The sequence below is a fragment of the Rhizobium sp. C4 genome, assembly GCF_021026315.1.
Classification (GTDB): domain Bacteria; phylum Pseudomonadota; class Alphaproteobacteria; order Rhizobiales; family Rhizobiaceae; genus Ensifer_A.
In genome coordinates this window covers 61,563-84,604 of sequence record NZ_JAJNCX010000013.1, presented here as the reverse complement: position 1 = coordinate 84,604, position 23,042 = coordinate 61,563, and the positions used below count along the sequence as shown (strand labels likewise).

Here is a 23,042-nt window from a genome sequence, read left to right as displayed (position 1 = left end):
CGGAGTTTTCCAAGCCTGCCTGCCGTTACGTCGGTGGACTGATGCGTGGTTTTCCGGTAGCACGGTGAAGCTCGCTCGATGGCGGCGCGAACCCGAAAATCATCTCTTGCACAGGAGACGCCGATGGCTGAAACCGGCGAACTGGAACGCGGACGCCTGTCTCCAGGCAACGAGACGACCGAGCATTTCGACATCTATGACGAAGACGGTCTGATCCGGCAGGATTATCTGGCGATCATCGGCGAGGCGCTGGAGGCGGAGGATGTCGAATTCCTTCGTCACAATGTTGCGCGCCTGCATGAATCCGAGCTTGGCGATCTCATCGAGGCGCTGGAGGCCGATCAGCGGCATGCACTGGTGCGCCTTGCCGGCGATGCCTTCGACTTCACCGCGCTCACCGAGGTGGACGAGGCCATCCGTCTCGAAATCGTCGAGCAGATGCCGAACGATCAGGTGGCGGCCGCCATCGGCGAAATGAATTCCGACGACGCCGTCTACATCCTGGAAGACCTCGACCAGGAAGACCGCGAAGAGATCCTGGCGCAGCTGCCGTTCACCGAGCGGGTGCGCCTGCGCCGCGCGCTCGACTATCCGGAAAGCTCGGCCGGCCGCCGCATGCAGACGGAATTCGTCGCCGTGCCGCCGTTTTGGAATGTCGGCCAGACGATCGACTATCTCCGCGACGAGCGCGACCTGCCGGAGAGTTTCTCGCAGATCTTCGTCATCGATCCCACCTTCAAGCTGCTCGGCGCCGTTGATCTCGACCGCATTCTCCGTTCGACGCGGGACCTGAAGATCGACGAGATCATGCGCGAGACGAACCATCCGGTGCCTGCCGAGATGGACCAGGAAGAGGCCGCCCAGGTCTTCGAGCAATACGACCTTCTCTCCGCCGCCGTGGTGGACGAGAACGGCCGGCTGGTCGGCGTGCTGACCATCGACGACGTGGTCGACGTGATCCAGGAAGAGGCCGAGGAAGACCTGATGCGCCTCGGCGGCGTCGGCGACGAAGAGCTGTCCGATACGGTCATCAGCACCTCGCGCTCGCGCGTGCCATGGCTTCTGGTCAACCTGCTCACCGCCATTCTGGCGGCCTCGGTGATCGCGCTGTTCGACGGCGTGATCGAGAAGGTCGTGGCGCTGGCCGTGCTGATGCCCATCGTTGCCGGCATGGGCGGCAATGCGGCCTCGCAGACCATGACCGTGACGGTGCGGGCGCTCGCCACCAAGGACCTCGACATCTACAATGCCGCGCGCATCATCGGCCGCGAGGCGGGCGTCGGCATTCTCAACGGTCTGATCTTCGGCGTGCTGATCGGGATTGTCGCCGGGCTCTGGTTCCACGATCTCAGCATCGGCGGCATCATTGCCACCGCCATGCTGATCAACATGCTGGCGGCAGCGCTCGGCGGGATCCTCATCCCGCTGCTGCTCGACCGTTTCGGCATTGACCCCGCCGTCGCCTCCGCCGTCTTCGTGACGACGGTGACGGATGTCACCGGCTTCTTCTCGTTCCTGGGCCTGGCATCGTGGTGGTATGGCGTGCTTTGATGCTCTGATTATGCTATGAATGCCTTACCAACGAAATCGAACCGCTGATTGACTTTTACGTTAAGGTCAATAGAATGGGCTCAAAATCGATTGGAAAAACAGACGTGGAAAAGCTCTACACCATCACGGAATTGACGCGGGAGTTCGGCATCTCCACCCGAACACTGCGTTTCTACGAAGACGAAGGGCTGGTTCATCCTGAGCGGCGGGGTCGCACCCGGCTCTTCCGGCATTCGGATCGTCGCATCATCCAGAACATCCTGCGCGGTCGCCGCATCGGTTTCACCATTGCCGAGATCCGCGAGATCATCCTCGCCTACAAGGATCCGCCGGGCGAGTCGGGCCAGCTGACGCTGATGCTCAGGCGCGTGACCGAAAAGCGCGACGAGCTGAAGCAGAAGCGCAAGGATATCGAGGACACGATCACAGAACTCGATCTCATCGAAGAGCAGTGCCTGACACGGCTTGCCGAAATCGGCGTCGGGACCTGATCAGGGTCTTTGACCGAGGGAATGAAAAAAAAGGCCGCTGGACATGTCCGGCGGCCTTTCTGTTTCTGATGTCGCTAGTCTCAAAGCCAGCGGCGGGTGCCGTGGCAATAGCGCTCGAATTCGAAACCGAAGCGCGACAGAAGGTGAAACTCTTCCGGGCGGATGGCGAGATAGGTGGTGAGGCCGGCCGCGATGACGGCGCCGATCATCACCCAGGCGCTGCCTGCAACCAGACCGACACCGATCAGCAGCAGCGTGTAGGCGAGATAGGTCGGATTGCGGGTGAAACGATAGGGGCCGCAGGTGACGAGCCGGCTTGCGCATTTCATCGGCATCACGGCCGTGTCACGGTCAGAGAGCGTCTTCATCGCCCAGATGTCGAGGCTGACGGCCATGGTGATGAAGGCCCAGCCGGTGATCGGCGCCAGCACCGTCAGATGAAAACCGGGCGGCGAGGGCATGCGCGCCTCGATTGCAAAGCCGACCATGCAGGCGGCGATGTAAAACAGTGGAGGCCATGGAAAATTCAAGGGGCGCGACCGAAACTCGTTCATGATCCTGTTGCCTATTCCTGTCCCTGCGCAGTCCTTGTGCACTGGCGGCTGATGCCAAGTACACGCGCGTCGTTGTTGACGTCGAGTTCGCCTCGTTCCAGTACGTCGAACAGGTTCTGGCTTTTCAGCTCAGTCAGAGTGCAGCCGCAGAACGAACTACAGAAGGACTCGGACTGTTGTGCTGCACAGGCCGCCTTACAACTCTGCATATAGGACAAAGCTGGATCGGGGCTGGCTGCCGGGAACACTTGTGCGATGCACCATACTATAGCGATCAGGATCGGTTGGTGCAGCAGGTAGAAGGCAAGACTGTGGCGACCAACTGTGGATAACCCGGAAAAGACGTGGAATTTTTTGGCGTCGTCGCCAGCCAGAATTCTTATGAGTCGAAACTTTATTAGAAGTTGTGCAGCGGAAATCCCGATCAGGAACGGACCGAGCCAGGGCAGCAGCGGCACGTAGTCGTTGGAGCGGCGGACACTTTCCGACAGGCCCACCCAGTAGAGCGCCGGCGTGTTGAAGACGCCATCGCGCAGCCAGATCGGCGCGGCGATGGCGGCGGCGGCCACCAGGATATTGACGAGCGGCGGGGCGCGCAGGAACAGGAGGCCGATCAGGCTGGCGGCCGCGATATTGTGCAGGATCCCGAAATAGATGAACTCGTCGCGCATCGCAAAGAAGGTCGCGGTCGTGACCAGCAGTGCCGCCACCACGATCTTGCCGAAGCGCGTCCAGAAGGACTGCCAGCGGATGCCTTTGCCATGGGCGAGATAGAGGCTGAAACCGGCCAGGAACAGGAAGCTTGAGGCGATCGATCGCGCATAGATCTTCAGCGGCAGGCTGCTTGCCGTTCCGGGCTCCAGATAATGGAAGAATTCCAGATCCCAGGTGAGGTGATAGGTCGCCATGGCGACGAGCGCGATGCCGCGCAGCGCGTCCATCCAGTGAAGCCGACCGATCGGCTGCTCGACCGTAGTGTCCTGGCTCATCACCCTTCGCTTTCATTGCATTGAGAAGACGGTGTCGCATGGCGCGCGGACACGCCTTTTTTGCGGCAGGCTCACAACAATGCGGCGCGCGCCTCGGAGAAAAACTGCCGGCGGATCAGAACGCCGATGACGAAGACGGTGAGTGCGATCAGGAGCAGGGGGCTCAGGAACCAGCCGATATAGCCGATCGACAGGAAGATGCCGCGGAGACCCGCATTGAAATGCTTGCCGGCGAGGATGTTCAGCTCGATCACCCGCTCGACCGCGCGCTCCGTCACCTCCTGATCGTCATGGGTGTGTTTCGGCATCGGCAGCGAGCCGAAGAGGATCGTGCAGTAGTTGAAGAGACGGTAGGCCCAGCCGAACTTGAAGAAGGAATAGGCGAAGATTGCCGCCAGCCCCACGACCTTGAACTCGAAGCCTTCCTGCCCGGTCTGAAAGAAAGCGGGGAGCGTCGCATAGATCGAGCCGACACTGTTGGAGGCACCCAGAAGCGGAAAGCAGCTGCCGAGGGCGAACATCGAGGCGGAGGCGAAGAAGGCTGTGCCGTTCTGCAGGCCTGCCATGATCTGCGTGTCGATCATTTTCAGGTCACGCGTCAGCGAATTGCGCAACCAGGCGCGGCGGTAATTGTTGACGAGATGGGTGAGCGCCGGACGGGCAATCTTCGGCCTTCCGCTGGTGAGCCAGGAGAAGCCCCACCAGAGGATCAGGAAGATGCTGAGCGCGAAATAATCGAGTGAGGTCATGACGTTTTCTGACACGGATTCGGCTTCGGCGGAAGCTTTGCGGCTGTGGACAACGCCCGGTTCTCCGGCTTTCCCGTCGAGGACGGCGCTGCGGCTTGCCGGGTGTCGCGAAATCGTCATCGCATGCCGATGGGTGGCTTACGAACGCCTCTTTGGCGGATAAGATGGGCGGATTGAATCTCAAGCAGCCGGGCGCAATCCATGTTTCTTTCCGTCTTCGACGTTTTCAAGATCGGCATCGGTCCGTCCAGCTCGCACACGATGGGTCCGATGTCGGCTGCCGCGCGGTTTCTGGCACTGATCCTTTCCGACGACTGGCCGCGTCCGCAGGGTGCCCATGTGGCGGCGCTGAAGGTGAGCCTGCATGGATCGCTTGCCCATACCGGCATCGGCCATGGCACGGGCAGGGCGGTGATCCTCGGCCTTGCCGGCGAGTTGCCGGACAAGGTCGATCCCGATCACATGGATGCGATCATCGAGACGGTCGAGAAGACCCGCAGCGTCACGCCGCCCGGCCACCCAGCCTATCATTTCAATCCGGTCGAGGATCTTGTCTTCGACAAGAAGCAGCCGCTTTCGGGTCATGCCAACGGCATGCGCCTTTCGGCCTTCGATCACGACGGTCGCCTTCTGCTGACGCAGGTCTATTACTCGATCGGCGGCGGCTTTGTCGTCACCGATACCGAACTCGAAGCCATGCGCCGCGAGAAGGACAGGAAGCCGCCGGCAAATGTCCCGTTCCCCTTTGCCACGGCCAAGCAAATGCTTGAAATGGCGGCGCGTTCCGGCCTGACGATCGCCCAGATGAAGCGGGCGAATGAAGAGGCCGTGATGAGCCGTTCGGCGCTTGACGAGGGGCTTGATGCCATCTGGCAGGCCATGGATGCTTGCGTTGAGCGCGGTATTCGCGGCGAAGGCATCATGCCCGGGGGGCTGAAGGTGCGCCGGCGGGCCCGCGCGATCCATGAGAAACTGCAGGAAGAGTGGCGCTCCAACCGCCCGAACCCGCTTTTCGCCAATGACTGGCTCAGCGTCTACGCCATGGCGGTCAACGAGGAGAATGCGGCCGGCGGCCGCGTGGTGACGGCGCCGACCAACGGGGCTGCCGGCGTCATCCCGGCCACCATCCGCTACTACAAGCAGTTTCATGCCGATGCCGATCGCGACGGCATTCACGATTTCCTGCTGACGGCAGCGGCCGTGGGCGGCATCATCAAGCACAATGCCTCGATCTCGGGTGCTGAAGTCGGCTGTCAGGGCGAGGTCGGGTCGGCTGCCGCGATGGCCGCCGCTGGCATGGCCGCCGTGATGGGCGGTTCGCCCGAGCAGATCGAGAATGCGGCCGAAATCGCGCTGGAACATCATCTCGGCATGACGTGCGATCCGGTGGCGGGCCTCGTCCAGGTGCCCTGCATCGAGCGCAATGCGCTGGGCGCGGTCAAGGCGGTGACGGCGGCCTCGCTGGCGGTGAAGGGGGACGGCCAGCATTTCGTGCCGCTCGACGCCTGCATCGAGACGATGCGCCAGACCGGCAACGACATGAGCGAGAAGTACAAGGAAACCTCGACCGGCGGGCTTGCCGTCAACGTGGTCGAGTGCTGAAATCCGGCTCCAATTCTCGTCTTGACGCGACAGCCTGAAAGTCGTTCAAAGGCGCCATGACACTTCACATGATCAAGCTTTGCGTCGGTGCGGATTCGATTGACGATCTGCGCGAATGGGTGACCGAACGGTCGCTGCTGGCCATCGCCGCCGGTATGGAGCCGCATTCCAGTCATGTAACCCGCATGTTTCCCAAGCGCCGTGACGAGATTATCGACGGTGGTTCGCTCTATTGGGTGATCAAGGGTCAGGTGAAGGCGCGCCAGCCGATCCTCGATATTCGCGAAACGGTCGGTGGGGACGGGATCACGCGCGCCGAACTGGTTCTCGGTCCGGAAGTCGTCGAAACGGTCATGCAGCCGAAGCGCCCGTTCCAGGGCTGGCGCTATCTGGAGCCCAAGGACGCGCCGAAGGACCTCGGCAATGCCGGGACCGGGCTCGATGAAATGCCCGAACACATGAAGCGTGAGCTTTCGGAACTCGGGCTTCTCTGATTTCAGAGAGTCTGGCGGCGACGTCTTGCGTATGCCTCTTGCCGCACACACATAAGCCTTGCCCTCCCTTTTGATTCCCCTCGTTATTCCGGAGATTTCCGATGGTTTCCACGACGCTGTTTTCGCCGCTCAAGGTCGGTCCGCTTGAGCTGAAGAACCGCATTGTCATCGCGCCAATGTGTCAATATTCGGCTGTAGACGGCCAAATGACCGACTGGCATTTGATCCATCTGGGTCAGCTCGCCCTCTCGGGCGCTGCCATCCTGACCATCGAAGCGACGGCGGTGACACCGGAAGGCCGGATCAGCTACGGCGACGTCGGCCTCTACTCGGATGACTGCGAAAAGGCCATGGAGCGGGTGCTGAATGGCATTCGGCAGCGGTCTTTAATGCCAATTGCCATCCAGCTGGCGCATGCCGGCCGCAAGGCTTCCTCGGACGTTCCGTGGAAGGGCGGTCTTCAGATTGCGCCTGACGCGCCAAACGGATGGAAGACAGTTGCTCCTAGCGCAGTAGCGTTTCGCGAAGCTTACGACGCGCCCGCTGCCCTTGATCAGGCAGGCCTCGTCCGTATTCGCGATGCCTTCGTTGAGGCCGCCAAGCGCGCCGATCGTCTTGGCATCGATGCCGTGCAGATCCATGCGGCTCACGGCTATCTCCTGCATGAGTTCCTGTCGCCGCTGTCGAACCAGCGGACAGACGACTATGGCGGCAGTCTGGAGAACCGCATGCGGTTTCCGCTGGAAGTCTTCGAGGCCGTTCGTGCGGTCTGGCCGGCCGGCAAGCCGCTGACGGTGCGTGTTTCCGGCACGGACTGGAAGGAAGGCGGCTGGGACGAAGCGTCGACCGTTGCCTTTGCCAGGGCGCTTGAGGCGCGCGGCTGCGATGCGATCCATGTTTCGAGCGGCGGCCTTGCCTCCGACGCGAAGATGGAGATCGGGCCGGGCTACCAGCTGCCCTTCGCCCGCGCCGTCAAGCAGGCCGTCAAGATCCCCGTCGTCGGGGTCGGGTTGATCACCGGGTTCGATCAGGCCGAGGAGATCCTGAAGGCCGGCGATGCCGACCTGATCGGCCTTGCCCGCGTCATGCTCTACAATCCGCGCTGGCCCTGGCATGCCGCCGCCCATTTCGGCGAGACTGTGGATGCGCCGGCGCAATATCTGATGAGCAAGCCGCATGGCGTGAAGACGCTGTTTTCGCCACTGGCCAAATAACTTACGGCGTCAGCGGCCGTCGCGCAGGAGAAGCGCGGCGGTCAGCCGCTCCATGACATTGGCGACCGACATGCATTCGTCGAGCGTCGAGGTTTCCATCATCCGGTCGATGACCTTCGTCTGGATGTCCATCGCCTTTTCGGCAAGCGCCCGGCCGTCCTCCGTCAGATAGAGCCGCAGCACCCGCCGGTCGTTCTCGTCGCCCCGCCTCGAAATCAGCCCGCGCTTTTCCATCTGCGGCAGCAGCATAGACATGTTGGACCGACCGACCAGCAGCCTGCGGGCGAGGTCCTGCTGCGTCAGTCCCTCGAAGCGATAGAGGTTGACGAGAATGTCGAGATGCGGCGGCTTGATGTCGAGGCTGGCAATCTCGCGCGCCAGAACCTGGTTCATCACCTGGCAGGCGCGTGCGACCGAAATCCAGCTCTTGAAACGGGGGTGATCCCATGGGAATTGGCGCGTCGCGGTCATGAAAGCCCTTGTCTGTCTTGAGTGGCTTATCATCGCATTCCTTGCCGTTTTCGTCACCCTCCCGGACGCATTTTGTTCAATCTTGTGCAATGCCCGGCGATAATGTACAAGGTTGAACAAAATTGCGATGGAGAGCGAGATGGATGCGGGCAGGCTGAAGATGATGGGGCGGGGGATCAACCTCGTGGGACGGGTGTCGCCGCGGCTGGCCGGTCGGCTTGCCTTCACGCTGTTTACCCGCACCCGCAACCCCGAACCGCAGACGCAGAAGGAGCGGGCGCTCTTTGCCGAGTCGGCCCCTTGGGTGGCGCAGGCGCAGCGGGAGACCGTCGAGATCGAGGGGCGGCCGGTGGCCGTCCATGTGTTTCCGCCGATCGGGCCGGGTAATGACCGGCGCGTCATGTTCACCCATGGCTGGGGCTCGCGGATTGCGCTGACCCAAGGGCTGGTCACGGGCCTTCGGCAGGCCGGCTATTCCGTCTATGCCATCGATCTTCCCGGTCATGGCGACAGCCCCGGGCGTTCGCTGCATGCGGGGCTGGCGATCAGGACGCTGGCGGCCGTCTGGCAGCGTTTCGGGTCATTCGATGCCATGATCGGCCATTCCTTTGGCGGGTTCATGACGGTGCTTGCGGCTCATGGCGCGCTTGACGGCCGGCCGCTTTCGCCGCCGCGCATTGTCCTCATTGCCTCGCCGGCCGATGTGCGGCGCGTGCTGCGCTATTTCTCCAAGGGACTCGGCCTCGACGACCGCGTCGCCGTTGCGCTGACCGCGGAGCTCGAGCGTGCCACGGGACGCCCCGCCGAGGCCTCGTTCGGGCCGAAATATCTCGCCGCCAGCGGCGTGCCGACGCTCGTGCTCCATGCCTCCGAGGACAAGGAGGTGGGCGCGGATGCGGCCCGCGCCTATGCGGAAGCCGGGCCGAATGTGGAGCTTACCTGGCTTGACGGGCTGGGGCATCGCCGCATCGTCAATTCACCGGAAGCGATCGAAGCCATCACGAAATTTCTCGGGTGATCGGGCCGATTGTCATGCATCTTTCATGAAGGGCGGCGGGCCTTGTGCTAGCCTTCGCCTCCGTTCGAGAGGAGATATGACATGCAGGCGGTGACATCGGTCGAGGAACTTCAGGCGCTTTACGGCGAGCCGGGCGAGGCGTCGCTGATCAAGGTGACGCCGTTCCTCACGCCGGAATATCGCCGGATGATCGAGGCATCGCCGTTCATGGCTCTTGCCACCATCGGCCCCGAGGGGCTGGATTGCTCGCCGCGCGGCGATGCCGGCACGGTGATCCATATCGAGGACGAGCGGACGCTGATGCTGCCCGACTGGCGCGGCAACAACCGCATCGATTCGCTCGCCAATATCGTCCGCGATCCGCGCGTCGCGCTGATGTTCCTCATTCCGGGCTCCAACACGGCGATGCGGGTGAATGGCCACGCGATCGTCACGGTCGATCCCGAAGTGACGGCGCGTTTCACCATGGATGGCCGCCATCCGCGCTCGGTTGTCGTGATCGAGATCCGGGAGGTCTATTCGCAATGTGCCCGCGCGCTGCTGCGTGCCGAGCTGTGGAACCCGGAGAAGTTCCGCGATCCGAAGTCGCTGCCCACCGTCGGCGACATGCTGCAGACGATCAAGGCCGGTTTCGATGGCGCGGCCTATGACCGCGAATGGCCGGCGCGGGCCCGTTCGACGATGTGGTAAGTTTGCGTCGGCGCAAGCTTACCAATGCATTAGCGGCCGATGAAAGACAGTTTTAACCCCTTCGTTGTAACGATTTGAACTGAATTTTACCGAATTCTGTCTCAAGTTCATTCGGAGGCTCCATGACACGCCCGAAATTGTCCGTCCACCGTCCCAGTATCCGGACGGGGCTGATAGCTGCGATCGGAAGTCTGGCTGTCGTTTCGGGTGTCATTGCTGCCGGCGCCGTCATGTCCATGAAGAGCATGGACCAGCGCTTCGAGCTGCTTGCCAGCACGGCCATGGCCGGCATTTCCATGTCGAAGGACATTGATCTCGCCGCCGTGAAGCTGCGCGAGGCCTATGGCCAGCATCTGCTGGCCGCCGACAAGCCGGCCAAGGCCGAGGTCGAGAAGACGATCACCGCGATCAACGACAACCTCGCCGTCACGCTGAAGGCCTATGCGGAGGTTCTTGGCGAGAGCGGCGACAAGGCCGCCCTTGCCGAACTCGACAAGCAGCTGACCGCCTACAACAAGATGGGCAAGACGCTGCTCTTCTATTCGACGCAGGGCAAGGACCAGAATGCCCGCATGTATCTCGGCTCGATGAGCAGCATCGGCAACACGCTGTCGAAGATCACCGGCGATATCGTGACCGCCGGGAACAAGAGCGCGCTGAAGAGCGGCGATGAAGCCCGCGCCGCCACCGCACGCATGATCCTGATTGCCGAAATTCTGGCAGGCTTTGCAGCCGCGGTTGCGCTTGTCGCCGGCATCTTTGTCGTGCGCGGCATTGCAATGCCGATTGGCCGCATCACGAAATCGATGCGTGATCTGGCAGCCGGCGACACCGCGTCGACCATTCCCTTTGCCGGCCGCGGCGACGAGATCGGCGCGATGGCCGGTGCCGTCGAAGTCTTCCGCCAGGCGGCGATCACCAACAAGGAGCTCGAACGCGAGGCCGAAGAGGCGCGTCACCGCGCCGATGCCGAGCGTCGTGAGGCCGAGCGCCAGGCCGAAGCCAACGCCGCCGAACGGCTGCGCATTGCGACCTCGGGTCTTGCCAGCGCGCTCGAGCGGCTTGCCCATGGCGACCTCGGCTTCCAGATCGAGGAGGCATTCTCCGCCGATTTCGAGCAGCTTCGTCACGACTTCAACAAGTCCGTGCGGCAGCTCTCCGAGACGCTCTCCGAGATTTCCAACGCGGTCGGCGCCGTCGAGAATGGCAGCCACGAGATTGCGTCCGGTGCCAACGACCTGTCGCGCCGCACCGAGCAGCAGGCCGCCTCGCTGGAGGAGACCGCCGCAGCGCTTGACGAGATCACCGTCAATGTCAGCAATTCCGCCCGCCGCACCGAGGAAGCCCGCACGATTGCCGGCCGCGCCAACCAGTCGGCGCTGACGTCGAGCAAGGTCGTGGCGGATGCCGAGGACGCCATGCGCCGCATCGAGGAATCGTCCAGGCAGATTTCCAACATCATCGGTGTCATCGACGAGATCGCCTTCCAGACGAACCTGCTCGCCCTCAACGCCGGCGTCGAGGCCGCGCGGGCCGGCGATGCCGGCAAGGGCTTCGCGGTGGTTGCGATGGAAGTGCGGGAGCTTGCCGGCCGTTCGGCCAATGCCGCCAAGGAGATCAAGGCGCTGATCAAGAACTCGGCCACGGAAGTCGATGCCGGCGTCAAGCTGGTGCGCAACACCGGTTCGGCGCTCAACGAGATCGGCGGCTTCATCGTCGAGATCAACGGCCATATGGAAGCGATCGCCCAGTCGGCCAAGGAACAGTCGACGGGCTTGGCGGAAGTCAACGGCGCCGTCAACCAGATGGACCAGACGACGCAGCAGAATGCCGCGATGGTGGAGGAATCCACCGCCGCCTCCGCGGCCCTTGCCGGCGAGGCCCAGACGCTGCGCGCCCTCATTTCCAAGTTCTCCTTCGGCGACATGCCGGCGAGTGCGACGCCGTCCGCGATGCTGCGCCAGACGGCTGCCGCGATGGCGGCCCCGGCTCGCTCTACTGCGCCCCGCGCTGCTGCTGCGCCTGTTCGCGTGGCCCGCGCCGGGTCCTCGGCTGCTCCGGCTGCCGCTCAGGGCTGGGAAGAGTTCTGAGGGCGCCACATCGCTCTGCCTGACGGTTGAGATGTCCGGCGCGCGCGCCGCCTCGAACTTCCCCCTTGCGGGGGAGATGCCCGGCAGGGCAGAGGGGGGTATAGTGCGGCATGTTCTGTCCCCATTGACGTTCCTCCGTGTGGCTCACCCCCCTCTGTCAGCTTCGCTGACATCTCCCCCTCAAGGGGGGAGATTGGCCTCGTGCCTCTTGCTCCACCCTCATCCTGAGGTGCCGCCCACCGGGCGGCCTCGAAGGATGCGCTTGTGGCAGGTCCACCTGAGTGTGTGGCAGGGACCCTTCGAGGCCTGCGCCTTGCGCAGGCACCTCAGGGTGAGGTCTCACGGGTGGGCACGCCGAAATCCCCGGAGAAAACCTTCCCCGAGTTTCACTCCGGTTCTGCCGCTCTTGCCCTTGTGTCTGGGCGCAAACTTCCGGAGAGCCACGCTGACGCGCCGCCCTGATGGGTAGTTTAAAAATACGGCGGAGCGCCAGCGCGACCCGTCGAGATCTGCAAGGCAGGACCTCATCCGATCCTGATCCTCAAACGCGGGCCGCCTCGCTAAGCCGTCTGCGGAGGCAGACGGGTTCTTTGGCGCAGCCAAGCCGCCGAGCCATTCGCGGCCCATCGGGGGAGTCGTTTCATTGAGGTTTTTGCCCCAACGCCGCCCGCGTCCCCTGATGACATCTCCCGCACGTTACGAGGGACGCCACCAGGCTCTCCTCCCGCCTGAACCAGTCGTCGCTGGTTCATCCGGTGGCGGAAGAGCTACAGAATAAGCGGAGATGAGATAACGGGGAAATTGTGGGATGAAATTTTCCCGTCGTGATGTCTTGAGGCACCCTTGGTGCAGCCCCCCACTGCCGTCATGCCGGACTTGATCCGGCATCCAGCAGCGCGATGTCCATCGCGCGGGAGACCCATGAATGGCGAGCGAGGAAGTGAAGCGTCCTCTCAGCCCGCGGACGCGGGCTGCTGGATCCCGGATCAAGTCCGGGATGACGGAGGAGAGGGGCGTGCCGGGTAGATTAGGCCGCGCCGTTGGCGAGCGCCTGAGCGGTACGCTCTGGATCGGTGGCGATGACCTTGAGATAGGCGCGGGCGGGCTGGTCGGGTTCTGTGCGGCCCTGTTCCCAATCGCGCAATGTACCGAGCGGAATGCGGTAGCGGGCGGAGAACTCTTCCTGTGTCAGGCCGAGCGCACGGCGGATGACCCGGACCTGCGGCATGCGTCGCGACGGTGTCAATTGCTCGGCTGTGGCCGGCGGATTGTCGTGGTCGGCGAGCGCATTGGCCGTTGCTTCGGCGTCTGTCATGGCGTCGAAGGCGGTCCAGTCGGAATGGGCGGTCTTACCATTGTCCATTTTCATACTCCCGCCGCTCGGTCGGTGTGGCTTTTCGGGCGGAAATCAGACGGATCGTGCTCTCGTCGCGCTCCGTATAGATGATCGTCAGAACGCGTCCGTGGCCAAGTCCGACGATCCTGCGTCGCACTTCCCCGTAGTCCATCGACCGTTCCTCCACGTCAATCGCGAATGGGTCGTTGAAGACGTCGCAAGCGATCACGAAGCTGACGCTGTGCTTCGTCAGGTTGGTTGCGGCTTTGTCTGCATCCCACTCGAAATTTAGCATGGGTTTCTACGGATTACCAGTAGTTTTGCGTTTGGTGTTTCGCCTCCGCCAGTGTGCTGTCGTGGGGGATGGCGCGTTGACCAAAAAGGGCATTTGGAGGATGCGCAGTTGCATTCCTAGTGCTCCTCGTCCGCGCTTTTCATCCCGTCGTGCTACGGAAGCTTGCTAAGACTTGTTGTAATTGAATTTTTGGAAGCGGGTGGAGGAAGTCTTGAGCACAGACCAGTCGAAATCATACTTTTCTTCTTCATCCCAATCATCGGGAAATCCAATACGAAAATAGCCGCCGATTGCTGCTTCAAGATCATAATATTCGTATTCATCGCCGCTAATTCCAAAACTAATGGCGCTAGGCGAGAAATCCTGTGTCCCGAATTGAGAGGATAAAACTACCAGAAGTCCGGAGACAGCGTTTATCAAGGATTCCATATTTGCTTTCTTGAAAGAATCTTGACGGTCATGCTTGCTCTGGTTGTATGCGTTGTACCATTCCGGATTTCCGTTTCCATTCTTCCAAGCTGCAAATGGCTTCCAAATTCTCTCGTCGCCATTCCATGTCGGGAGTACGACCTGATATGAAGACAAGTGGTGCGTCATCTCAATTTTATGATAGATGCTCATGTTCATAATTGGTTGGTCGTTTTTCGAAAGCGTCGGCTGGTAACCGTTTTCGAGCAGGATCGCCTTAAAATTAGCTTCGACTTCGATGCACGTTCTCATGAGTAGTTCGTGAATTCTATAAGAATAGGTTTTTATCGAATCCGTAGATGGTTCGACGTATTCGATAAGCTTTTTAAAATCAGATTGGATTAGTTCGAATGCTCTAATGTAGTGTATCGGTGAATCTGCATACGCCTTATCTATTAGATATGCCGTCCCGCTTTTCCCTTCTTTCATAGGTCGCCAGTTTCGGTGATACGGTCTTGCAATTGCCAATTTAGCCTCCCCCCTAAAGCTGCGCTCAATAGCAGTAAAGGCGGAGGTGTTTGCCTCCGCCTTCGCGTTATTTAGATTGACGGTTCACGTCTACGCCTCAGCTGCACCCGCTCGTCGCGCCACAAGTATCGCACTTCTCGCAGGTCCCATTCCGCACCATCGTGAAGTTCTGGCATTCGGAGCACATGTTGCCGGTATACCCCTGCATCATCGACTTCATGCGGCGGTCGGCTTCGATCTTCTTGGCGTCCGACTTGGCAGCGGCGGCATCGGCTGCGGCCTTGTCGGAGAAGAGGGCGGTGATTTCGACCGTCGGGGCTTCCTCGGCGATTTCCTCGGCCAGTTCGGCGGCGCGTTCCTCGTAGTCGCGCTTGAAGCTGGTCGTCGGCTCTTCCGAGGCGACGGCTTCGATCTTGCGGGCGGCAGAGCCCGAGAACGCCATGATGTTCGAGACGCGGGCCGTGGCGGGGGCCGCGGTTGCCGCACCCTTCGGCTCGGAGAGTGGCGCATGGCCGCCCGAGACGAGCGTCGGCTTGTGGCCGCGGGTCCAGCCGGTCGAGATCAGGTTGGTCTTGCCTTCCTGGATACCCTTGCCGAGCGCGGTATTGCCGAAGTCGGACGTGTCGACATGGGCAAGGTCGTTGCGGCCGAGATAGGAGACGGCCAGTTCGCGGAAGACGTAGTCGAGGATCGAGGTCGCCGACTTGATCGCGTCATTGCCCTGAACCATGCCGGCCGGCTCGAACTTGGTGAAGGTGAAGGCCTCCACATATTCTTCCAGCGGCACGCCATATTGCAGGCCGAGCGAGATGGCGATGGCGAAGTTGTTCATCATCGCGCGGAAGGCAGCGCCTTCCTTGTGCATGTCGATGAAGATTTCGCCGAGTCGGCCGTCACCGAATTCGCCGGTGCGCAGATACACCTTGTGACCGCCGACGACAGCCTTCTGGGTGTAGCCCTGACGGCGGTTCGGCAGCTTTTCGCGGTCGCGGATGACCTTTTCGATGACGCGCTCGACGATCTTTTCGGTGATCGTGACGGCCTGGGCGGCCTGCGGCTGCTGGATCAGGTCGTCCAGTGCATCCTCGTCGTCCTCGTCCTCGATCAGCGAGGCGTTGAGCGGCTGGGAAAGCTTGGAGCCGTCGCGGTAAAGCGCGTTGGCCTTGAGGCCGAGCTTCCAGGACAGCATGTAGGCCGAGCCGCAATCTTCAACGGTTGCCTCGTTCGGCATGTTGATCGTCTTGGAGATCGCACCCGAGATGAAGGGCTGGGCGGCGGCCATCATGCGGATGTGGCTTTCGACCGACAGATAGCGCTTGCCGATCTTGCCGCAGGGGTTGGCGCAATCGAAGACCGGCAGGTGTTCGTTCTTCAGGAACGGTGCGCCTTCCAGCGTCATGGCGCCGCAGACATGGACATTGGCCGCTTCGATTTCCTTCTTGGAGAAACCGATATGCTCCAGGAGGTTGAAGCTCATGTCGGCGAGCTGCTCGTCGGTGACCTTCAGCGTTCCCTTCAGGAAGTCGGCGCCGAGCGTCCACTGGTTGAAGATGAACTTGATGTCGAATGCAGCCTTGGTCGCGGCGTTCAGCGCCTCGATCTTGTCGTCGGTGAAGCCCTTGGCGCGCAGCGTCGAGGGGTTGACGCCCGGCGCCTGGTTCAGGTTGCCATGGCCCACCGCATAGGCGTCGATTTCGGCGATCTGGCTTTCCGAATAGCCGAGCGTGCGCAGCGCTTCCGGAACGGCCGCGTTGATGATCTTGAAATAGCCGCCGCCGGCGAGCTTCTTGAACTTCACCAGCGCGAAGTCGGGCTCGATGCCGGTCGTGTCGCAATCCATGACGAGACCGATCGTGCCGGTCGGCGCAATCACCGAGACCTGCGCATTGCGGTAGCCGTGCTTTTCGCCAAGCTCCAGCGCCTTGTCCCAGGCGGCCGTTGCGTGGGCGACGAGGTCGGCATCCGGGCAATCGCCATGGATGAGGGCGACCGGGTTGACCGACAGCGCTTCATAGCCAGAGCTCTCGCCGTGCGCGGCGCGGCGGTGGTTGCGGATGACGCGCAGCATGTTGTCGCGGTTCGGCGCATAGCCTGGGAAGGGGCCGAGTTCCGAAGCGATTTCGGCGGACGTGGCGTATGAAACGCCGGTCATGATGGCGGTGAGCGATCCGGCAATGGCGCGGCCTTCGGCGCTGTCATACGGGATGCCGGACGACATCAAGAGACCACCGATATTGGCATAGCCGAGGCCGAGCGTGCGGTATTCGTAGGAGAGCGCTGCAATCTGGCGCGACGGGAACTGCGCCATCATGACCGAGATTTCGAGAACCAGCGTCCACAGGCGAACGGCATGCTCATAGGACGCAATGTCGATACGCTTGGTGGCGGCATCCTTGAACTGCATCAGGTTCAGCGAGGCAAGGTTGCAGGCCGTGTCGTCGAGGAACATGTATTCCGAGCACGGGTTGGAGGCGCGGATCGGGCCGGCCGCCGGCGAGGTGTGCCAGTCGTTCATCGTCGAGTTGAAGTGGATGCCCGGATCGGCAGAGGCCCAGGCGGCATAGGAAACCTGTTCCCACAGTTCGCGGGCCTTCAGCGTCTTGACGACCTTGCCGTCCTTGCGGGCGGTCAGGTTCCAGTCGCCATCGGCCTCGACGGCGCGCAGGAAGTCGTCGCGAACCGAGATCGAGTTGTTGGAGTTCTGGCCGGAAACGGTGAGATAGGCTTCCGAATCCCAGTCCGTGTCATAGGTCTTGAATTCGAGATCCTTGTAGCCCTGTTCGGCGAACTGGATGACGCGCTTGACGTAGTTTTCCGGAACCGAGGCCTTCTTGGCGGCGCGGATTTCGCGCTTCAGGGCCGGGTTTTCGTTCGGGTCGAAGCAGGCGCCGTTTTCAGCCTCGCAATTGATGCAGGCCTTCATGATCGCCTTGAGGTGCTTGGCGACGATCTTGGAGCCGGTGACGAGGGCAGCAACCTTCTGCTCTTCCTTGACCTTCCAGTTGATATATTCCTCGATATCCGGGTGATCGATATCGACCACCACCATCTTGGCGGCGCGGCGCGTCGTGCCGCCCGACTTGATCGCGCCGGCAGCGCGGTCGCCGATCTTCAGGAAGGACATGAGGCCGGAGGAGCGGCCGCCGCCGGAGAGCTTTTCGCCCGAACCGCGCAGGTTCGAGAAGTTGGAGCCGGTGCCGGAGCCATACTTGAAGAGACGGGCTTCACGCACCCACAGGTCCATGATGCCGCCCTCGTTGACGAGGTCGTCCTCGACGGACTGGATGAAGCAGGCATGCGGCTGCGGATGTTCGTAAGCGGACTTCGACTGCGTCAGCTTGCCGGTGAAGGGGTCGACATAGAAATGGCCCTGGCCGGGGCCGTCGATGCCATAGGCCCAATGGAGACCCGTGTTGAACCACTGCGGGGAGTTGGGCGCTACGCGCTGGGTGGCCAGCATGTAGGCGAGCTCGTCGCGGAAGGCGCGGGCATCGTCTTCAGAGGTGAAATACTTGCCCTTCCAGCCCCAATAGGTCCAGGTGCCGGCCAGACGATCGAAGACCTGACGCGCATCGGTCTCGGCGCCATAGCGCTCGCCCTCGGGCAGCTTCTTCAGTTCCTTCTCGTCGGCAACGGAGCGCCACAGCCACGAGGGAACATCATTCTCCTCGACCTTCTTCAGACGTGCGGGAACGCCGGCCTTGCGGAAATACTTCTGGGCCAGAACGTCTGTCGCGACCTGGCTGAACTGGGCCGGCACGTCGATATCGGCGGCGCGGAACACGATCGAGCCGTCGGGATTGCGGATTTCGCTTGTCGCCTGGCGGAAGGGGATTTCCGCGTAAGCCGATTGGCCTTCTTTGGTGAAACGACGTTCTATGCGCATCCTGTCCAGTCCTTTTTCTGCCGCTGCCTGGAGTTCTAACTGCAGGCAAAGTTCTCTTGTTCCAGCTCGCGCCGTTGAATGCGCGCAGCCAGTTGCTCAGTCCCTGTCAAACGGGTGAGACTCGTTGGGTCACCCTGTATCTTGTGCTGAGGTTGGCTGCAAACGCTAAATATAGTGTTAACAGCTTTTTAAATCCAGCCCCATTCCATTCGTCGCGGGCTGACGCAAGACATGGCTTTCCCCCCGGGCCAAATGCGGATCATCCGCATTCGGGCCTCTCAGAAAGCCCATCTTTTTGTGATTGAACCGACCTCGTGAACTCTTCGATTCCGCCGCCGCCGCAACGTGAGGATCAATAGACTTTGTTTCGCCCGATTCGGTCAAGGGTTTGTTCATCATAGGGGCGAGGCCCCTAGATGTTGTGGGTATCGCTGTGGAAACTGTGGATGAACGAAACAGATGAGCAAAAACAGGGATTTGCAAGCGGAGGCTTGCAGCGCGTGGAAGCAACCTACGAGATTTCGGGGGTGTAAACTTGTGCTGCGGGGCACAAAAACAGCAAATTTTATCGACTGCGCATATTAAAATGCGGATAACGAAAATAAGGCCTTGCCTGATGCGGATGAGCCGCCGGGCGAGGCGGCGGGTGCTCCAGCAGTGGCACAGGAAACGGGCCGAAGGGGTCGTTTCGGCACGGAAATTTCCATTTCGGCCGGGATGAAGCCGGGCGCCGCGAAGAAAGCCCGGTGTCCGCGTCATGCCCATTTCTGCCATTTCTCAAGGCATATGTCTAAAAAATCGGCATTTTCCCGTTATTTGGTTGCGCGTCCCGGCCAAAATTCCTAGAAATCACCTGTGTCGCCGTCGAGCCAAACATGGCCGGCAGCGGCGCTGATCGCATCCGCATCGATCGTCTTTTGGCGCGGCCTCCTGGTCGTTGAACGATCCTTCGGCGGACGCGGCGCTTCACTGAAGGGTTGAAAACCCGCCAAGGAGAATATGATGACATTGAAGACTTTGACCGCGACGCTCGTCGCCACGCTGGCCTTTGCGCCCTTGGCTCATGCCGACATCACCATCGGCCTCATCGCGCCGCTGACCGGCCCGGTCGCCGCCTATGGCGAACAGGTGAAGAATGGCGCCCAGGTCGCTGTCGACGAGATCAACAAGAAGGGTGGCATCCTCGGCGAGAAAGTCGTCCTGAAGCTCGCCGACGATGGCGGCGAACCGAAGCAGGGCGTTTCGGCTGCCAACCAGCTGGTCGGTGACGGCGTGCATTTCGTTGTCGGTCCGGTGACGTCGGGCGTTGCCATTCCGGTTTCCGACGTTCTGGCCGACAACGGCATCGTCATGGTGACGCCAACGGCCACCGCGCCGGATCTGACCAAGCGCAAGCTCACCAATGTGTTCCGCACCTGCGGCCGCGACGACCAGCAGGCCGAAGTCGCCGCGCAATATGTGCTGACGCATTTCAAGGACAAGCGCATCGCCATCGTCAATGACAAGGGCGCTTATGGCAAGGGTCTGGCGGATGCCTTCAAGGCGACGCTGAACAAGGGCGGCGTCAAGGAAGTGATCGACGAAGCGATCACGCCCGGCGACAAGGACTTCAGCGCGCTGACGACCCGCATCAAGGCGGAGAAGGTCGATCTCATCTATTTCGGCGGTTACCATCCGGAAGGCGGCCTGCTGGTGCGCCAGCTGCATGACCTGTCGATCAATGCCCAGCTGATCGGCGGCGATGGCCTGTCGAATACGGAATTCTGGTCGATCGGCACCAAGTCGGCCGCCGGCACGCTCTTCACCAACGCGTCTGACGCCACCAAGAGCCCGGATGCCAAGGCAGCCCTCGACGCGCTGGCCGCGAAGAACATTCCGGCCGAAGCCTTCACGCTGAACGCCTATGCAGCCGTCGAAGTGCTGAAGGCCGGCATCGAGAAGGCCGGCAAGGCGGATGATGCGGAAGCCGTGTCCGCAGCGCTCCATGGCGGCATGTCCGTCTCGACCGCCATCGGCAAGCTCACCTATGGCGAAGCCGGCGACCTCACCTCCAAGAGCTTCTCGCTCTACAAGTGGGAAGACGGCAAGATCGTCGCCGCCGAATAAAACGAAAGAGCGTCTTCGGCCGGTCGTGGCCGAAGACGCTCTGTTTCTCTTCCAGTTCGCTGACTGACAAAGCACGCGTTGGCGTGCGCGGCTTCCGCCTCAGCCCTTGTGGCCCTTGGCGATCGGCTCCTGATAGGTGAAGCCCATGTCCCAGGGGAAGTAGATCCAGGTGTCCTGGCTGACTTCGGTGACAAACGTGTCGATGGTCGGCACGCCCTTCGGCTTGGCGTAGACGCAGGCGAAATGCGCCTTCGGCAGCATGGCGCGCACTTCCATCGCTGTCTTGCCGGTATCGGTCAGGTCATCGACAACGAGGACGCCGGCGCCGTCTTCGGTCAGAAGGTCGCTGGCAATGCCCTTCAGCAGGTTCATGTCGCCCTGGTTCACGTAGTCGTGGTAGGAGGCGATGCAGACCGTGTCGATGAGGCGGATGTTCAGCTCACGCGAGATGATGGCCGCCGGCACCAGGCCGCCGCGCGTGATGCAGACAATGGCGCGGAACTGCTGGCCGAGGCCTGCCAGACGCCAGGCGAGCGCGCGCGCGTCGCGGTGAAACTGGTCCCAGGTCACGGGAAAGGCTTTTTCGGGCAGGGACATCAGCAATCTCCAAATCAGCTAGGCTGGGGCAAGGGGCAGGGCCAAAAACAAAAACCACGCCCCGAAAACGGGGCGTGGCACTTTCTCTAACCGGAAAATTCCAGAATTTGCAACGGGTGCGTCATAGCACCGTGTGGGCAAATGTCAGCGCGACATCAGTGTCAGCGTCGTCATGGAGCCCAGCAGCGTCTTCGTGGCGCCGCCAAAGATGCGTTCGCGGATGCGCGAATGGGTGTAGGCGCCCATGACCAGCAGGTCGGCGGAGAAGTCGGACGCACGGTTCTCGATCACCGCGCCGACCGGCTTGCCGCCGGACTCGACATTGTTGGCATTGACCTTGATGCCGTGGCGGGCAAGCGTGACGCCGAGTTCGGAGCCTGCGAAATCGGCCGACTGGTTCATGTCGTTGCGGGCATCGATGGACAGGATTTCGACTTCCTTGGCGCCCAGCAGGAAGGGCATGGCGTCGAAGACGGCGCGGGCGGCTTCCCGCGAACCGTTCCAGGCGATTAGCACGCGCTCGATCGGCTTCGGGGTCGTCTGGATATAGGGCACCATGATGACCGGGCGGCCGCATTCGAAGATCAGCACTTCGATGTCTGCGCGCTGGGCGGACGATGTCTTCTCATCGAACTGGGCGCACAGCACGAGATCGGCACTGCGGGCGCTGTCGACCACGCCGGCCGACGAGTAGCCACCGGCGCCACGGAACTTGCGCCATTCATGCGAGACGCCTTCGCGCTCGGTGATCGAGAGGAACTTGGCCTGGATGGTGGCCGCGCGCTGTTCGGCGGCTTCCTGCAGCGCCATGATGGCGGCGGGATCGGGAATTTCCATCGGCGCGTAGATGAACACCTGTTCGGGCGCCTCCGCATAGACCGCGATCAGGTGGGCGTCATTTTTGGTCGCCAGCGCCACGCCCGTCTCGATGACGCTGTCGGCAGCTTCGGGTGAATTGAGAACGGCAAGAATGGTCTTGATCGACATGGGGTGCCTCCTGGGACTCTGACGAATTTCAATCCGGCGATAGATTGTCTCTATAAGCGCGCGAAACGCCTTGCCGGTTCCACAAATCCACCTTCGCGCGTCGCGGGTACGCACGCTTTGACCTTGGTCAATTCGTCTGTCTTGAGGATCAGGCCGTTTCGCGCGTGGCGCTGATGGCATCCAGCATGGCTTCGACCGCCGAAACGGCAGACTGCAGCACGGCCTCGTCGCGGGCCCTGACGACGATTTCCGTATAGAAGCCCTTGCCATCAAATTTCGGGTAGGAGCCGATCGAGGTTTCCGGATGGTTCTTCTGGACCTCCGTCAGCGGCTTGCCGATCTCGCCTTCGCCGAAGGGCGAGACGACCGTGCGGCTCATCACGGTTGCTCCCGTCGGCAGATGCGGCAGAAGCCAGCCGAGCATGGCCTGGAACACGGCAGGGACGCCGGCCATCACATGAACATTCTCGACGATGAAGCCCGGCGCGGTGGAGACGGCGTTTTCGATATGGCGGGCGCCCTGCGGCATGCGCGCCATGCGCTGGCGGGCCTCGTTGAACTCGAGGCCGCGGCGCTCATACATCTCGCCGAGCAGGCGCATCGCATCCGGATCGTGCAGGCAGGGCAGGCCGAAGGCGGCGGACATGGCATCCGCCGTGATATCATCATGCGTCGGGCCGATGCCGCCGGAGGTGAAAACGAGATCGTATTTCGCCCGAAGCGCATTGACGGCCTCGACAATCGCGTCCTGATCGTCGGCGACGATGCGCACTTCCTTCAGGTCAATGCCTGCAACCGTCAGGTTTTCGGCCAGATAACCGATATTCTTGTCCTTGGTGCGGCCGGAGAGCAGTTCGTCGCCAATGGCGAGCATGGCGGCAGTGACGATTTTGTGCTTGTTCAAGGTCGGTCTCCGGGCGTGCGGTGGATGCCGAAAATGGAGTTCCCGGCCTCGCATTGCAAGGACATTTTGCAATGCGGTATGT

20 protein-coding genes are annotated in these 23,042 nt (G+C 61.7%); 9 read left to right on the top strand and 11 right to left on the bottom strand.

Annotated features, from left to right (window positions below; all coding sequences use genetic code 11):
- Window positions 1-123 precede the first annotated feature (123 nt).
- A complete protein-coding gene (gene mgtE, locus LQK84_RS20065) occupies window positions 124-1,551 on the top strand; it encodes a magnesium transporter (protein ID WP_230830505.1) in 1,428 nt (475 codons plus the stop codon).
- Window positions 1,552-1,655: 104 nt separating this feature from the next.
- Window positions 1,656-2,042 carry a MerR family transcriptional regulator gene (locus LQK84_RS20060; protein ID WP_230830504.1) on the top strand — a complete coding sequence of 129 codons (387 nt, stop codon included), beginning with the start codon at window positions 1,656-1,658 and terminating at the stop codon, window positions 2,040-2,042.
- Between the two features lie 80 nt (window positions 2,043-2,122).
- On the opposite strand, the gene LQK84_RS20055 is transcribed toward LQK84_RS20060, so the two are convergent.
- The 3 genes from LQK84_RS20055 to LQK84_RS20045 all read right to left on the bottom strand — a co-directional run bounded on the left by LQK84_RS20055 (window position 2,123) and on the right by LQK84_RS20045 (window position 4,334).
- The gene (locus LQK84_RS20055) at window positions 2,123-2,596 is read right to left on the bottom strand and encodes a methyltransferase family protein (protein ID WP_230830503.1); all 474 of its coding nucleotides are present in this window, start codon (window positions 2,594-2,596) and stop codon (window positions 2,123-2,125) included.
- An 11-nt stretch (window positions 2,597-2,607) separates the two neighbouring features.
- On the bottom strand, window positions 2,608-3,585 hold the full coding sequence (locus LQK84_RS20050; RefSeq protein WP_230830560.1) for a heparan-alpha-glucosaminide N-acetyltransferase: 978 nt from the start codon (window positions 3,583-3,585) through the stop codon (window positions 2,608-2,610).
- A 71-nt stretch (window positions 3,586-3,656) separates the two neighbouring features.
- The gene (locus tag LQK84_RS20045) at window positions 3,657-4,334 is read right to left on the bottom strand and encodes a DUF599 domain-containing protein (protein WP_230830502.1); all 678 of its coding nucleotides are present in this window, start codon (window positions 4,332-4,334) and stop codon (window positions 3,657-3,659) included.
- Between the two features lie 201 nt (window positions 4,335-4,535).
- On the opposite strand from LQK84_RS20045, the gene LQK84_RS20040 reads away from it, so the two are divergent.
- The 3 genes from LQK84_RS20040 (at window position 4,536) to LQK84_RS20030 (ending at window position 7,644) form a co-directional block, all read left to right on the top strand.
- On the top strand, window positions 4,536-5,936 hold the full coding sequence (locus LQK84_RS20040; RefSeq protein ID WP_230830501.1) for an L-serine ammonia-lyase: 1,401 nt from the start codon (window positions 4,536-4,538) through the stop codon (window positions 5,934-5,936).
- Between the two features lie 56 nt (window positions 5,937-5,992).
- Window positions 5,993-6,430, top strand: a complete 438-nt coding sequence (locus tag LQK84_RS20035) for a DUF1489 family protein (RefSeq protein WP_230830500.1) — start codon at window positions 5,993-5,995, stop codon at window positions 6,428-6,430.
- A gap of 101 nt (window positions 6,431-6,531) precedes the next feature.
- Window positions 6,532-7,644: an NADH:flavin oxidoreductase/NADH oxidase gene (locus LQK84_RS20030; RefSeq protein WP_230830499.1), complete on the top strand. Its 1,113-nt coding sequence runs from the start codon at window positions 6,532-6,534 to the stop codon at window positions 7,642-7,644.
- Between the two features lie 9 nt (window positions 7,645-7,653).
- Here the strand turns inward: LQK84_RS20030 and LQK84_RS20025 are convergent, their stop codons facing one another.
- Window positions 7,654-8,115 (bottom strand): MarR family winged helix-turn-helix transcriptional regulator, encoded by a 462-nt coding sequence (locus LQK84_RS20025; protein ID WP_230830498.1) that lies wholly within the window; start codon window positions 8,113-8,115, stop codon window positions 7,654-7,656.
- A 139-nt stretch (window positions 8,116-8,254) separates the two neighbouring features.
- On the opposite strand from LQK84_RS20025, the gene LQK84_RS20020 reads away from it, so the two are divergent.
- The 3 genes from LQK84_RS20020 (at window position 8,255) to LQK84_RS20010 (ending at window position 11,913) form a co-directional block, all read left to right on the top strand.
- Window positions 8,255-9,133 (top strand): alpha/beta hydrolase, encoded by an 879-nt coding sequence (locus LQK84_RS20020; protein ID WP_230830497.1) that lies wholly within the window; start codon window positions 8,255-8,257, stop codon window positions 9,131-9,133.
- Between the two features lie 81 nt (window positions 9,134-9,214).
- The gene (locus LQK84_RS20015) at window positions 9,215-9,823 is read left to right on the top strand and encodes a pyridoxamine 5'-phosphate oxidase family protein (protein WP_230830496.1); all 609 of its coding nucleotides are present in this window, start codon (window positions 9,215-9,217) and stop codon (window positions 9,821-9,823) included.
- A 122-nt stretch (window positions 9,824-9,945) separates the two neighbouring features.
- Entirely contained in the window at window positions 9,946-11,913 is a 1,968-nt protein-coding gene (locus LQK84_RS20010; RefSeq protein WP_230830495.1) for a methyl-accepting chemotaxis protein, read from the top strand.
- 1,027 nt (window positions 11,914-12,940) lie between these two features.
- On the opposite strand, the gene LQK84_RS20005 is transcribed toward LQK84_RS20010, so the two are convergent.
- The 4 genes from LQK84_RS20005 to LQK84_RS19990 form a co-directional block, all read right to left on the bottom strand.
- Window positions 12,941-13,282, bottom strand: coding sequence for a helix-turn-helix domain-containing protein (locus tag LQK84_RS20005; RefSeq protein ID WP_230830494.1), 342 nt, complete (start codon window positions 13,280-13,282; stop codon window positions 12,941-12,943).
- Window positions 13,263-13,544 carry a BrnT family toxin gene (locus LQK84_RS20000; protein WP_230830493.1) on the bottom strand — a complete coding sequence of 94 codons (282 nt, stop codon included), beginning with the start codon at window positions 13,542-13,544 and terminating at the stop codon, window positions 13,263-13,265. The genes LQK84_RS20005 and LQK84_RS20000 overlap by 20 nt, the downstream gene beginning before the upstream one ends.
- Window positions 13,545-13,709: 165 nt before the next feature.
- Window positions 13,710-14,480, bottom strand: coding sequence for a hypothetical protein (locus LQK84_RS19995; protein ID WP_230830492.1), 771 nt, complete (start codon window positions 14,478-14,480; stop codon window positions 13,710-13,712).
- Window positions 14,481-14,577: 97 nt separating this feature from the next.
- Complete coding sequence (locus tag LQK84_RS19990) at window positions 14,578-18,366, bottom strand: vitamin B12-dependent ribonucleotide reductase (protein WP_230830491.1); 3,789 nt, start codon at window positions 18,364-18,366, stop codon at window positions 14,578-14,580.
- 1,002 nt (window positions 18,367-19,368) lie between these two features.
- On the opposite strand from LQK84_RS19990, the gene LQK84_RS19985 reads away from it, so the two are divergent.
- Window positions 19,369-20,472 (top strand): branched-chain amino acid ABC transporter substrate-binding protein, encoded by a 1,104-nt coding sequence (locus tag LQK84_RS19985; RefSeq protein WP_230830490.1) that lies wholly within the window; start codon window positions 19,369-19,371, stop codon window positions 20,470-20,472.
- 99 nt (window positions 20,473-20,571) lie between these two features.
- On the opposite strand, the gene gpt is transcribed toward LQK84_RS19985, so the two are convergent.
- The 3 genes from gpt to LQK84_RS19970 form a co-directional block, all read right to left on the bottom strand.
- Window positions 20,572-21,069 (bottom strand): xanthine phosphoribosyltransferase, encoded by a 498-nt coding sequence (gpt, locus tag LQK84_RS19980; RefSeq protein ID WP_230830489.1) that lies wholly within the window; start codon window positions 21,067-21,069, stop codon window positions 20,572-20,574.
- 144 nt (window positions 21,070-21,213) lie between these two features.
- Complete coding sequence (locus tag LQK84_RS19975; protein ID WP_230830488.1) at window positions 21,214-22,056, bottom strand: universal stress protein; 843 nt, start codon at window positions 22,054-22,056, stop codon at window positions 21,214-21,216.
- Window positions 22,057-22,204: 148 nt separating this feature from the next.
- On the bottom strand, window positions 22,205-22,960 hold the full coding sequence (locus LQK84_RS19970) for a competence/damage-inducible protein A (protein ID WP_442966994.1): 756 nt from the start codon (window positions 22,958-22,960) through the stop codon (window positions 22,205-22,207).
- Between the last annotated feature and the right edge of the window lie 82 nt (window positions 22,961-23,042).